The following is a 12,070-nucleotide window of genomic DNA, read 5'->3' on the forward strand; positions in this document are numbered from 1 at the left end:
ACCTGATCTGAGCGAGGAAATCCCATGGCAGACACGATCCGCTTCGACGACAAGGTCGTCGTCGTCACGGGCGCGGGCAACGGCCTGGGCCGCACCTATGCGCTGCAACTGGCCCAGCGCGGCGCGAAGGTCGTGGTCAACGACCTGGGCGGCTCGACCGACGGCAAGGGCGACGACCGGTCGGCCGCCTCGCGAGTGGTGGAGGAGATCCGCGCCGCGGGCGGCGAGGCGACGGCCAATTTCGACAGCGTCGCCACCCAGGCCGGCGGCGCCAACATCATCAAGACGGCCCTGGACGCCTATGGCCGGGTCGATGCGGTGATCGCCAACGCCGGCATCCTGCGCGACCGCAGCTTCTCCAAGCTGAGCCAGGAGGAGCTGGACATCATCCTGGACGTCCACCTGCGCGGCACGATGTTCACCGTGCAGCCGGCCTTCAACTGGATGCGCGAGAACGGCGGCGGCAACATCGTCATGACCGCCTCGCCGTCTGGGCTCTTCGGCGCCTTCGGCCAGGCCAACTATTGCGCGGCCAAGCTGGGCATCGTCGGCATGATGCGGGTCATGGCCATCGAGGGGGCCAAGGCCGGGATCAAGGTCAACGCCCTGGCCCCCACCGCCGCCACGCGCCTGACCGCCACGGCGGGCATGTCCGGCGAGGCGACCGAGCCGAAGACGCCGGAGGAGGACCCGATGTCGACGGGGCGGGTCTCGCCGCTGGTGCTGGCCCTGGCCCATGCCAGCTGTCCGGCCTCGGGCGAGATCTTCAACGCCGGCTGCGGCTGGATCAGCCGCGCCGTCGTCGCCGTCAACGAAGGCGTGCTGCTGGATGACTTCTCGCCGGAGGGCGTCGCTGCCCAATGGGACGCCATCCGCGACCCCTCCCGCTTGACCGTGCCGGTCGACGCCACCGACTACTGGCGCATGATCCAGGCCAAGACCGGCGCGACCGGCTGATGGCCAAGGCCCAACTGCCCGACCTGACCCTGCACGACCTCCTGGACCTGGAGGACATCGGCTCGGACTATTTCCGTTCGCGGCGGACCGAACCAAACTTCAGCGGGGCGCTCTACGGCGGGCAGGTCCTGGCCCAGGCGCTGCGGTCCAGCCAGCTGACGGTGCAGGGGCGACCGGTGCATTCCCTGCACGGCTATTTCATCCGTCCCGGGGCCGAGGCCGAGCCGGTGGTCTACCAGGTCGAGCGCACGCGCGACGGCCGCAACTTCACGACCCGGCGGGTGATCGCCCGGCAGAAGGGCGTGCCGATCTTCCACATGGAGGCGTCGTTTCACGACGGCGCCGAGGGCGTCGCCCATGCTCGCCCGGCCCCCGCGGTTCCGGGCCCCGGCGAGGTCTCGGCCGAGGATCCGTTCGAGCGGGCGCTGGCGGCGTCGCGCGCCCCCGATGATCCGCCGCCGCGGACCCTGTTGCCCCTGGTGGAACGGCGCATGGCGCCCGCCGAACAGGGCGCGCGGGAGGCCGAACGCCAGCTGTGGATGCGTGCACGCGGCCAACCCCTGGCCGACGCCGAGCTGCGCGCCTGCGGCCTGGCCTATCTGTCAGACTTCTGGCTCGGCGGCGTCGCCAAGGCCCCGCATCCCGAGGCGGTACGGCAGCGGATCGCCAGCCTCGACCACGCCCTGTGGTTTCACGCGCCGGCCCACCCGACCGACTGGCTGCTCTACGAGATGTCCAGCGCCTGGGCGGGATCGGCGCGCGGCCTGGCCCAGGGCCGTATCTATGACGAGGCCGGCGGGCTGGTCGCCTCGGTGGCCCAGGAAATCTATCTCTTCCCGGGCGAGATGCACGCCGCGCCGCGCGTCGGCGAGCTTTGAGACCTGTCCGAAGGTCATCGGATCGCCCATGCGATTGGCGAGGCGGGGACGACTTGCATCGCGCGCGAGTGGGGTAAGGTCGGGTCATGAACTTCGATCTCGATCCGGCCGACGCGGCGTTCCAGGCGGAGATGCGCGCCTTCATCCGCCAGGCGCTGCCGGCGGACATCGCGCGCCGCGGCCGCCAGGGCTTCCACGCGACCCATGACGACGTCCAGGCCTGGATGCGGATCCTGAACGCGCGCGGCCTGGCCGCCGTGCATTGGCCCCGGCAGCATGGCGGCACGGACTGGTCGCCGCTGCGGCGGCACCTGTTCCAGGTCGAGCTGCGGGCGGCCGGCACCCCGGTGCCGGACCAGGCCGCGCTCGAGCTGGTCGGGCCGGTGATCTACACCTTCGGCGACGAGGTCCAGAAGGCCCGCTACCTGCCGGCCATCCTCAACGCCGACACCTTCTGGTGCCAGGGCTTCTCCGAGCCGAACTCGGGCTCGGACCTGGCGTCGCTGAAGACCCGCGCCGTGCGCGACGGCGACCACTATGTCGTCAACGGCCAGAAGACCTGGACGTCCGAGGCCCACAAGGCCGACATGATGTTCGCCCTGGTCCGCACCGACGGCGAGGCCAGGCCGCAGGCCGGAATCTCGTTCCTGCTGATCGACATGAAGAGCCCCGGCGTCTCGGTGCGGCCGATCTACACGATTAACGAGGGCCTGAGCGTCAACGAGGTGTTCCTCGACAATGTGCGGGTCCCGGCCGAGAACCTGGTCGGAGAGGAGAACCGCGGCTGGGGCTACGCCAAGTTCCTGCTGACCAACGAGCGCACCATGAGCGCCGAAACCCCGCACACGGCCTTCGACCTGGAGCAGGTCAAGCAGATCGCCGCCGTCGAAAGACGGGGCGGGCGGCCGCTGATCGAGGATCCGCTGTTCGCCGCCCGGCTGGCGCGTTTTGAGATCGAGCTTCGAGCCCTCGAAGCGGCCGTCCTGCGCGTGCTGCACATGGGTGAGAACGACCCGGCGCTGAACGCCACCGCCTCGGTGCTGAAGTTGCGCGGCTCAGAACTGCGCCAGAGGATCGCCGACCTGGCCGTCGAGGCCCTGGGCGACCATGGGCTGGCGGTGTTCCCGGACGTCGAGGGGCAGGACAACATGGACGTCCTGGCGCCGGTCCCGCCGGCCCCAGACTACGCCGCCGGCTGGTTGTCGCGCGCCATGTTCCGCCGCGCGACCACGATCTATGGCGGCGCCAACGAGATTCAGCGCACCATCATCGCCAAGTCGGTGCTGGGTCTGTGAGGGCATAGGACGATGGATTTCTCCCCGACCCAGGAACAGGCGGCCCTGAAGGAAAGCGCGCGGCGGCTGTGCGAGCGCGACTACGGCTTCGAGCAGCGCCGCCATCGGATACGCGGCGCCGAGGGCTTCTCGCGCGACCTGTGGAAGACCTTCGCCGACCTGGGCTGGCTGGGCGCCGGCCTGTCGGAGGACGATTTCGGCTATGGCGGCGGACCGGTCGAAACGGCCCTGCTGCAGGAGGAGTTCGGCCGCGTGCTGCTGGTCGAGCCCTACCTGTCGTGCGCGATCATCGCCGCCCGCGCCGTCGTCGCCCTGGGCGACCCGGCCCAGAAAGAGGCTTTGCTGGCGCCGCTGGTGGCCGGCGAGAAGCTGATCGCCCTGGCCCATAACGAGGCGGCCATGCGCGGCGACGACGCGGCTGTCAGGACCGAGGCCAGACTGACGGCGGACGGCTGGCGGCTGGAGGGGCGCAAGGCCTTCGTGCTGGGCGGTTCCAGCGCTGACATCCTGCTGGTCTCGGCCAGGACCCCCGGCGGCGTCAGCCTGTTCGAGGTCCCGGCCGACGCGGCGGGGCTGGAGGTCGTCGCCTATCACGCGGTCGACGGGCGGCGGGTCGCCGACCTCATGCTGACGGACGTGGCCGTGGACGACGCGGCGCGGATCGGGCCGGAGGGCGGGGCGCTGCCGGGGATCGAGCTGGCCGTCGACCATGGGGTCATCGCCCTGATGGCCGAATGCGTCGGCGCCATGGACGCGGCCCTGTGGCTGACCCGCGACTATCTTACGACCCGCAAGCAGTTCGGCGTGACCCTTAACACCTTCCAGGCCCTGCAGCACCGGATGGCCGACATGCTGGTCGAGACCGAGCTGGCGCGGTCGATGCTGCTGCGCGGGATCGCGGCCCTGTCGGACCCCGATCCGCGGGCGCGGCGGGCCGGGGTGTCCGCCGCCAAGGTCCAGATCGCCGAGGCGGCCGTCAAGGTCACGGGCGAGGCCATCCAGATGCACGGCGGCATCGGCGTGACGGAGGAATATGTGGTCGGCCACTTCTACAAGCGCGCCGTCCTGGCCCGGGGCCTGTTCGGATCGATCGACCTGCACCTGGAACGCTTCGCCGCCTGGTCGCGAAAGGCGGTCGCATGAGGACCCTGGGCGACCTGATCACCCGCGCGGCGCGCTTCTCGCCCGACGACGTCGCCCTGGTCCAGGGCGACCGGCGCTTCACCCACGCCCAGCACCTGGAACGGGCCCGGCGACTGGCCTCGGCGCTGCATCGCGCCGGCTGCGCGCGCCAGGATCGCGTCGCCGTCCTGGCGATGAACTGCACCGAATATGCCGAGGCCTTCAGCGCGGCCTGGCTGTCGGGCTATATCCTCAGCACTGTCAACTTCCGCCTGGCGCCGCCGGAGATCGCCTGGGTGCTGGGCGACACCGCGCCGCGCGCCCTGATGTTCGAGGCCCAGTACGCCGAGGTGGTCGCGGGCCTGAAGGCCGCCCTGCCGTCGATCGAGATTTTCGTCTGTATCGGCGAGGCGCCCGCCTGGGCCGTCGCCTACGAGGACTTTCTCCAGACGGGGGATCCCGAGGGCGCACCGCTGGAGGCCCGGGCCGACGACATCGCCCATATCATCTACACCTCCGGCACGACGGGCCGGCCCAAAGGCGTGATGCGCTCGCACCGCGCCGAGCTGGCGATGGGCGAATGCGTCTGCCTGGCCATGGACGTGCGTCCGCGCGGCCGGATGCTGGAGGTGATGCCGATGTTCCACGCCGGCGCCCAATCCAGCATGCTGGCCCAGATGTGGCGGGGCGGTGAGATCCACATCCACCGGGCCTTCGATCCCGAGGCGGTGCTGAAGGCCATCGCGACCGAGAAGATCACCCACCTGCACCTGGTGCCGCTGATGGTGCAGGCGCTGGTCGATCATCCCGGCTTCGAGAGCCATGACGTGTCCAGCGTGGAGACCATCCTCTACGCCGCCGCCCCGATGCCGGTGCCGGTGTTGCGACGGGCGCTGGCCCGTTTTGGCCCGGTGTTCGTCAACGCCTGGGGCCAGACCGAGGGCACGGGCACGGCCCTGCCCAAGCACCTGCACGCCGTCGACGGACCCATGGTCGAGCTGCTGGGCTCGATCGGCAACGCCTATCCGCTGACCCAGGTGCGGATCGTCGGCGACGACGGCCGCGACTGCGCGGTGGGCGAGGTCGGCGAGCTGTGGATCCGCGGCGAAGCGGTGATGAGCGGCTACTGGAACAATACGACCGCGACGCTGGAAGCTTTCCATGACGATTGGTTGAAGACCGGCGACATGGGCCGGTTCGACGCCTGCGAGCGGGTGTTCCTGGTCGATCGCAAGAAGGACATGATCATCTCGGGCGGCGAGAACATCTATTCCCAGGAGGTGGAGCGGGCGATCGCCGAGCATCCGGCCGTGGCCCAGGTGGCGGTGATCGGCGCGCCCGACGAGAAGTGGGGCGAGGCGGTGGTGGCTGCCGTCATCCTGCATCCCGGCGCCCAGGCCAGCGCCGCCGACTTGATCACCCACACCGCCAGCCTGATCGCCAGCTACAAGAAGCCCAAGCAGGTGCTGTTCCTGGACGCCTTCCCGACCCTGCCCAGCGGCAAGGTCAACAAGGTGGCGCTGCGGGCGATCCACGCCTCATCGCATGCTTGATCCTGTGGGTTCGAGGCGCGGCGGCGCATTGACCCGGGGCGGCGGCGAACGGACAAACCTTATGATGGCGCCCGTCCGGCGCCCGTTCGATCGGGACTGACGATGGCTTTGGCGCGTGATCCGGTGGTGGTGGGAGTCTACCTGACCCAGCAGGCGCGGACCTTGCCTGGCCGGACGTCGCACGAGCTGCTGATCGAAGCGGTCAAGGGAGCGATCGCCGACGCCGGGATCGATCGCCGCGACATCGACGGCGTGGCGCTGGACTGGCCGGGCCCGGGCGGCGCGCCCGGCGATTCCGCCAGCTGGGCGCCCTATTTCGGCGCGCCGCTGAAATGGGTCGACAGCCACTTCATGGACACCACCGGCGTGCGCGGCGTGCTCAAGGCCGGGGCGGCGATCTCGGCGGGCCTGTGCGACACCGTGGTGATCGGCAGCGCCCGGGCCGGACCGTTCAACACCACCGGCGCGGCCGTCGGCTCGGGCATGGGCCTGGAGTGGATCGACGCCTACGGCGCCTCGACCATGGCCTATTTCGCCCTGGTCGCCCGCCGCCACATGCACCAGTTCGGCACCACGCCCGAGCAGATGGCCCACGTCGCGGCAGTGATCCGCAACCATGGCCGGACCAATCCCGAGGCGGCGCTGTTCGGCGGCGATCCGGTGACGGTCGACGACATCCTGGCCTCGCCGATGATCGCCGACCCGCTGCACCGGTTGGACTGCTGCCTGATGAACGAGGGCGGCGCGGCCCTGATCATGACCACGGCCGAGCGCGCCCGCGACCTCAACGTCAAGGGCGTGCGGGTGGCCGGCGGGGCCATGGAGTTCGCCCAGGGCAACTACATCAATCCGCCGCTCTATCGCGACGTCCGCACCTTGGGCGAGGCGGCGGTCCGGCGCTCCTTCGGCCAGGCGGGGCTGAGCGTGGCCGATGTCGACGTGTTCTGCATGTACGATCCCTGTTCATTCGAGGTGCTGCGCCAGTTCGAGATGCTGGGCCTGTGCGCCGAAGGGGAGGGCGGCGCCTTCGTCGCCGGGGACCGTCTGACCCTGGCGGGCGACTGCCCGACCAACCTGGACGGCGGCATGCTGGCGGGCAGCTGGACCGGCACCAGCCAACTGACCGGCAAGGTGATCGAAGGCGTGCGCCAGATCCGCGGCGGGCTGGGCGCGCGCCAGGTGGCGGACGCGCAGGTGGCGCTGGTCACCAACGCCGGCTCCGGCGCCCAGCATCTCGAAACCTTGATCCTGACCGGGAGCTGAGCCATGGCCGACGCCGCGTTCGACTTTCCCGTCACCACCCTGTCGAGGCCCTATTGGGAGGCTGCGGCGCAGGGGCGCTTGATCGCGCCACGCTGCAACGCCTGCCAGCGGTTCTTCTTCGCCCCCGAGATCGCCTGCACCCACTGCTTCTCAACCGACTGGAGCTGGGTCGAGACCTCGGGACGGGGCGAGGTCTACAGCTACACGACCGTCCATCGGGCCCCTGTTCCGGGCATGGCCACGCCGTATGTCCTGGCCGCCGTCGAACTGCCGGAAGGCTTCACCATGTTCGCCCATCTGGTCGACTGCCCGCCCGAAGCCCTGACCTGCGGCCTGCCGGTCGAGGTCGATTTCCGACCGCTTCACGACGGACGGATCGCGCCCGTGTTCAAGCCCCGCCCATCCAGCGTCTGATCCAGAGATCCCCATGTCCGACACGCTGCATACCCTGACCCTGCTGGACGTGCTGCAGGAGCACCGCCGGTCGCACCCCAACCGCACCGCCCTGGTGCAGGAAGGTCGCCGCTACACCTACGCCGACCTGGAAGACCGCGTGAACCGGCTGGCCAACCTGTGGGAGTCGCTGGGCGTCGGGCCGGGCGAGCGCGTGCTGTGGCTGGGACAGAACTCCCTGGCCGTGCTCGAGGGGATCCTGGCGTGCTCGGTCCTGGGGGCCATGTTCTGCCCGCTCAACTGGCGCCAGTCGCCGGAAGAGATCGCCTTCGTGATTGACGACCTCCAGCCGCGCGTACTGCTGTGGCACGAGGGCGAGATCGGCGAGGCGGTGAAAGCCGCGCGGGCGCTGGCCCAGTGGAAGCAGGGGACCTGGATCCACTTCGACGAGGCCGGACCCGACGGCTACGAAGGACGACTGCAGACGGCCGATCCGGCGCGGCGTGAGCGGGCGATCGACGTCCATGCCGGCTGCGTGATCATCTACACCGCCGCCTTCGGGGGACGTCCCAACGGGGCGATCCTCAGCCAGGCCGGGGTGATGGCCCAGAACGTCAACATCATGCTGGTCCAGGCCCTGACCTCGGGCACCATCTTCCTGAACTCCGGGCCGCATTTCCACATCGGCACCCTCATGGTGACGCTGGGCGTGTTCCACGCCGGCGGGGCCAACGTGATGATCCGGCGGACCGAGGTGGCCGTCATCGCCGAGGCCCTGCACGCCGAAAAATGCAGCCTGGCCTTCCTGGTGCCCAAGACCATCGACGAGTTGCACGCCTTCAACGCCGACGGTCGCTACGACCTGGCCCACTTCCGCTCGGCCGCCCTGCCGACCGAGGACTATTCGATGATGGGCTACGGCCAGACCGAGGTCGGCGGCCTGGTGACCTGGGCCCACTACGACCGTAAGGCCGCCAGCATCTTCGGCCGCACCAGCCCGATCGCCGCCGTCCGCATCTTCGACGAGGAGGGCCAGGAGGTCCCCGACGGTGAGGTCGGCGAACTGGGTGTGCGCGGTCCCACGGTCGGCCTGGGCTATTGGAACCGGCCGGAGACCAACGCCCGCCGCACCCGCTTCGGCTGGTGGCTGACCAACGACCTGGGCCGGCGCGAGCCTGACGGGTCGATCAACTTCGTCGGCCCCAAGGTCCAGATGATCAAGTCCGGGGTGGAGAACATCTATCCCGCCGAGGTCGAGGGCTGCCTGAGGAGCCATCCGGCCGTCGCCGACGCCGCCGTGATCGGCGTTCCCGACCCGCGCTGGATCCAGAGCGTCAAGGCCATCATCGTCCGCAAGCCGGACGCTGAGGTCACCGATGCGGAGCTGATCGAGCACTGCCGCGCCCGGATCGCCTCGTACAAGAAACCACGCTGGGTGGAGTTCGCAAGCGCCATCCCCCGCACGCCGGCCGGGCCGACCGACTATGCCGCCCTCGACGCGGCCTATGGCGGCGGCGGCTATCCCGGCGGCAAGGACTACAAGTACTGAGGCCATGGCGATGGACCTGCTGCATCTCGGCTTCGCCGTGCGGGACATCGAGACGACCACCAAGGCCTATCGCGATCTGTTCGGCGTCGATTGGGCGCCGATCGCTCGCTACGTCCTGCCCGATCTCGACGGCGGCCCCGACCAGGTCAGCCTCGTCACTCATGGCCAGACCGGCGACGGGGTCGAGATCGAGATGGTCCAGACCGTGTCGGGCCAGACGGTCGACGCCCGCTGGTTCGGCGACCGCGAGGGCCTTTCGCACATCGCCTTCAAGGTCGAGGACCTCGCGGCCGAGCGGGCCCGGCTGGCGGTCCTGGGCGTCGAGATCGTCGGTGAAGGCTCGGCGCCGCGCGCGGACTGGTTCTTCGTCCGCGACGAACGGCTGGGCGGGGCCCTGGTGCAACTGGTCCAACTGCGAGGAAGCTAATCGGCCGCCTTGCCGATCTGGGTCGCCAGCCAGTCCTTGTGGCGCTGGAAGTGGTCGGGGTCGCGTTCGGAGAACACGCCGGTGGCGCGACCCAGCAGGGCGCCCGTGGCGGCCAGGGTGACCTCGCCGACATTATGCCAGTGACGGCCCTCGATCCGGTCGTTCCAGGATCGGCCCAACAGAGGCTGATCGATCGGCACGGGCCGCAGGAACTCCACGGTCAGGCTCTTGGTCACCGTCAGTCGCTTGTGCAGCAGGGCGACGCTGCCCAGCATCTCGTCCAGCACCGAGGCGGTCCAGCCGCCGTGGGCCACGCCCGGACCGCCTTCGTGCCCGGCGTCGCAGACCAGCCGGAAGCGGGCCACGCCTTCGGCGTCCAGGCCCAGGCCGCTGATGCCCAGGCGGCAGCGGCCGCGCGGGATACAGCTGGCGCACAGCCTGACGCCGTCGCCGACTGGGGTGCGTTCGACATGTTCCCGCGGGGTGATCATAGGGCTTCGATCGGATCGTCGCCCACGCCGATGGCGGCGGTCAGGCGCTGCTGGGCCTCCAGCATCCGGGTCCACAACGCCTCGGCCTCGGCCACTCGGCCAGCCTCCAGGTGATCGACCACCTCGCGCTTGACCTCGACGTGCCGGACCATGCCCGCCCGGGAGCGGGGCGCGTGCTGGACCCAGGCGTCGCCGACCAGCTCGGTCTGGGCCTGGATCAGGTCGCGCAGGGTCAGCAGCTCCAGGGCGATCAGCCGGTTGGGGCAGACCTCCGACAGGGTGGCGTAGAAGTCCTCGTGCGCCCTGCCGAACTCGCGCACGTCGTCGATGGCCTCGCCCTGCCGCTGGACCTCGGCCCGCAGCCGGGCGATCGCGTCCGGCGACAGCTTGCCGGCCAGGAAGCCGATCAGTCGCGGCTCCAGCGTGATGCGCGCCTCGTTCAGCTCGGCCTGGGTCGTGCCGTGCGCCTGCAGGTAGACGCCGGTGGCCTCCGAGACCATGCGGGCCTCGGGCAGGGTGAACCGCGCCCCGCCGAAGGCGCCGCGGGCCACCTTGACCAGGTGCTGCGTCTCCAGGATCCGGACGGCCTCGCGGATCGTCGGGCGCGACACGCCGAACCGTTCGCGCAGCTCGGTTTCCGAGGGCAGGGCGTCGCCCGGGCTCGGACGCGTGCGCAACAGCTCCCGCCGCAGCCAGCGGGCGATCAGTTCCGAGGTCTTGGGAACGCGCAGCGCGCTGCCTTCGGCGCGGGCGTCGGGCGACCATCGCTGGGCGGATTTGGGGTCTTGCCGGCTCAATCGCGGGTCCTCGAAGCGTGCGCCAGGGTGGCCCGCGTCGCCGCCCAGGTCAATTATATATATTATTGACCTATTGAGGCCGTGGACGGATACTCGCGGCAGGTAGGAGACGAACAAAATGACCACGGGCACGCCGACCGCAGGCGGAAAAATCTGGGTGAATTCGGGCGACAGCCACGTCTGGGAGCCCAAGGGGCTCTGGACCGAGAACCTGCCGCCGTCGCTGAAGACGCGCGGCCCGCACATGGTCCGCGACGGCAAGCACGACATCTATGTGGTGGACGACGAGAAGGTGTTCTTCGCCGCCGCCTCGATGATCGACGCCATCACGCCGCCGGGGTCCGAGAACCTCGACCTGCGCCTGGCCGACCTGGACGAGCAGGGCATCTGCGCCGAGGTGGTGTTCCCGTCGGTCGGCATCTGGCTGTCGGTGATGAAGGACCGCCAGCTGATGCACGAGTCGGTGAAGGTCTATAACGACTGGGCCCACAGCGACATGATCAAGCGCTCCGAGCGCCTGCTGGCCACGGCGCTGATCTCGGTGCTGAACTTCGACGACGCGGTCGAGGAGACCAAGCGGGTCGCGGCCCTGGGCTTCAAGTCGATCTGCCTGCCGGCGACCCTGCCCGATCACCTCGAATACAACATGCCCGAGTTCGACCGGATCTGGCAGGTCTGCGAGGAGGCCGGGATGGTGGTCTGTTTTCACGTCGGCACCGGCACCTCCAAACTGATCGTCACCCGCGGTCCCGGCGCCGCCCTGATCAATTACTGGGAGACCACCGTGCCGGTGCAGCGCTGCGTCGTGCACATGATCTCGGGCGGGGCCCTGGACCGGTTCCCCAAGTTGAAGATCATGACCGCCGAGGCCGGCGTGGCCTGGGTGCCGGCCATGGGTGACCGCCTCGACGAGGCCTATCGCCAGCACAACCAGTACGCCCACCCCAAACTGTCGCGCCTGCCCAGCGAGATCATCAAGCAGCAGGTCTATTCGTCGTTCCAGCACGACGTGACGGCGCTGCCGGCGGTGATCGCCCACGACTACCGCAACGCGCTGTGGGGCTCGGACTATCCGCACCTGGAGGGCACCTATCCCCACACCCAGGAGGTGCTGCACCAGCTGTTCGACCACGTCTCGCCGGACGTGCGCCGGCGCGTCACCCTGGGGGCGTTCGAAGAGCTGTTCGGCATCGGCATGCCGGTGGCGCTGGCCGCCTGATCCTGGCCGGACGCAGACAAAAGCCGTCAGGATCCAATCCTGGCGGCTTTTTCTCGTCTACCTATTCTTCCTCATCCTGAGGCCCGCCGCTACGCGACGGGCGCCTCAGGATGAGGAGCGCTTGTA

The 12,070-nt window shown here is 69.7% G+C and carries 12 protein-coding genes; 10 read left to right on the top strand and 2 right to left on the bottom strand.

Going from position 1 to position 12,070, the window contains the following annotated elements; all coding sequences use genetic code 11:
• Nucleotides 1–24 precede the first annotated feature (24 nt).
• The 9 genes from G3M57_RS08060 to G3M57_RS08100 all read left to right on the top strand — a co-directional run bounded on the left by G3M57_RS08060 (nt 25) and on the right by G3M57_RS08100 (nt 9,437).
• Complete coding sequence (locus tag G3M57_RS08060) at nt 25–957, top strand: SDR family NAD(P)-dependent oxidoreductase (RefSeq protein ID WP_163229890.1); 933 nt, start codon at nt 25–27, stop codon at nt 955–957.
• On the top strand, nt 957–1,835 hold the full coding sequence (locus tag G3M57_RS08065; RefSeq protein WP_163229892.1) for an acyl-CoA thioesterase: 879 nt from the start codon (nt 957–959) through the stop codon (nt 1,833–1,835). Before G3M57_RS08060 ends, G3M57_RS08065 begins: the two co-directional genes overlap by 1 nt.
• A gap of 86 nt (nt 1,836–1,921) precedes the next feature.
• Nucleotides 1,922–3,130, top strand: coding sequence for an acyl-CoA dehydrogenase family protein (locus G3M57_RS08070; protein WP_163229894.1), 1,209 nt, complete (start codon nt 1,922–1,924; stop codon nt 3,128–3,130).
• Between the two features lie 12 nt (nt 3,131–3,142).
• Entirely contained in the window at nt 3,143–4,273 is a 1,131-nt protein-coding gene (locus G3M57_RS08075; RefSeq protein ID WP_163229896.1) for an acyl-CoA dehydrogenase family protein, read from the top strand.
• Nucleotides 4,270–5,805, top strand: a complete 1,536-nt coding sequence (locus tag G3M57_RS08080) for a class I adenylate-forming enzyme family protein (RefSeq protein ID WP_163229898.1) — start codon at nt 4,270–4,272, stop codon at nt 5,803–5,805. The genes G3M57_RS08075 and G3M57_RS08080 overlap by 4 nt, the downstream gene beginning before the upstream one ends.
• A 102-nt stretch (nt 5,806–5,907) precedes the next feature.
• Nucleotides 5,908–7,068: a thiolase family protein gene (locus G3M57_RS08085; protein ID WP_163229900.1), complete on the top strand. Its 1,161-nt coding sequence runs from the start codon at nt 5,908–5,910 to the stop codon at nt 7,066–7,068.
• 3 nt (nt 7,069–7,071) lie between these two features.
• The gene (locus tag G3M57_RS08090) at nt 7,072–7,482 is read left to right on the top strand and encodes a Zn-ribbon domain-containing OB-fold protein (protein WP_163229902.1); all 411 of its coding nucleotides are present in this window, start codon (nt 7,072–7,074) and stop codon (nt 7,480–7,482) included.
• Nucleotides 7,483–7,495: 13 nt separating this feature from the next.
• Nucleotides 7,496–9,010, top strand: a complete 1,515-nt coding sequence (locus G3M57_RS08095; RefSeq protein WP_163229903.1) for an AMP-binding protein — start codon at nt 7,496–7,498, stop codon at nt 9,008–9,010.
• A 4-nt stretch (nt 9,011–9,014) separates the two neighbouring features.
• On the top strand, nt 9,015–9,437 hold the full coding sequence (locus G3M57_RS08100; RefSeq protein ID WP_163229905.1) for a VOC family protein: 423 nt from the start codon (nt 9,015–9,017) through the stop codon (nt 9,435–9,437).
• Here the strand turns inward: G3M57_RS08100 and G3M57_RS08105 are convergent.
• Nucleotides 9,434–9,928, bottom strand: a complete 495-nt coding sequence (locus G3M57_RS08105; protein ID WP_163229907.1) for a PaaI family thioesterase — start codon at nt 9,926–9,928, stop codon at nt 9,434–9,436. The genes G3M57_RS08100 and G3M57_RS08105 overlap by 4 nt on opposite strands.
• Nucleotides 9,925–10,725 (bottom strand): FadR/GntR family transcriptional regulator, encoded by an 801-nt coding sequence (locus G3M57_RS08110; protein WP_056755062.1) that lies wholly within the window; start codon nt 10,723–10,725, stop codon nt 9,925–9,927. The genes G3M57_RS08105 and G3M57_RS08110 overlap by 4 nt, the downstream gene beginning before the upstream one ends.
• Before the next feature lie 118 nt (nt 10,726–10,843).
• On the opposite strand from G3M57_RS08110, the gene G3M57_RS08115 reads away from it, so the two are divergent.
• Complete coding sequence (locus G3M57_RS08115; protein WP_163229909.1) at nt 10,844–11,944, top strand: amidohydrolase family protein; 1,101 nt, start codon at nt 10,844–10,846, stop codon at nt 11,942–11,944.
• Nucleotides 11,945–12,070 lie beyond the last annotated feature (126 nt).

Origin of the sequence: Caulobacter rhizosphaerae (assembly GCF_010977555.1) — a bacterium.
Lineage (GTDB): Bacteria > Pseudomonadota > Alphaproteobacteria > Caulobacterales > Caulobacteraceae > Caulobacter > Caulobacter rhizosphaerae.

Excerpts from the sequence above, each read along its gene's own strand:
- G3M57_RS08060 (WP_163229890.1), top strand. The coding sequence starts at position 25 with ATGGCAGACACGATCCGCTTCGACGACAAGGTCGTCGTCGTCACGGGC.
- G3M57_RS08065 (WP_163229892.1), top strand. The coding sequence starts at position 957 with ATGGCCAAGGCCCAACTGCCCGACCTGACCCTGCACGACCTCCTGGAC.
- G3M57_RS08070 (WP_163229894.1), top strand. The coding sequence starts at position 1,922 with ATGAACTTCGATCTCGATCCGGCCGACGCGGCGTTCCAGGCGGAGATG.
- G3M57_RS08075 (WP_163229896.1), top strand. The coding sequence starts at position 3,143 with ATGGATTTCTCCCCGACCCAGGAACAGGCGGCCCTGAAGGAAAGCGCG.
- G3M57_RS08080 (WP_163229898.1), top strand. The coding sequence starts at position 4,270 with ATGAGGACCCTGGGCGACCTGATCACCCGCGCGGCGCGCTTCTCGCCC.
- G3M57_RS08085 (WP_163229900.1), top strand. The coding sequence starts at position 5,908 with ATGGCTTTGGCGCGTGATCCGGTGGTGGTGGGAGTCTACCTGACCCAG.
- G3M57_RS08090 (WP_163229902.1), top strand. The coding sequence starts at position 7,072 with ATGGCCGACGCCGCGTTCGACTTTCCCGTCACCACCCTGTCGAGGCCC.
- G3M57_RS08095 (WP_163229903.1), top strand. The coding sequence starts at position 7,496 with ATGTCCGACACGCTGCATACCCTGACCCTGCTGGACGTGCTGCAGGAG.
- G3M57_RS08100 (WP_163229905.1), top strand. The coding sequence starts at position 9,015 with ATGGCGATGGACCTGCTGCATCTCGGCTTCGCCGTGCGGGACATCGAG.
- G3M57_RS08105 (WP_163229907.1), bottom strand. The coding sequence starts at position 9,928 with ATGATCACCCCGCGGGAACATGTCGAACGCACCCCAGTCGGCGACGGC.
- G3M57_RS08115 (WP_163229909.1), top strand. The coding sequence starts at position 10,844 with ATGACCACGGGCACGCCGACCGCAGGCGGAAAAATCTGGGTGAATTCG.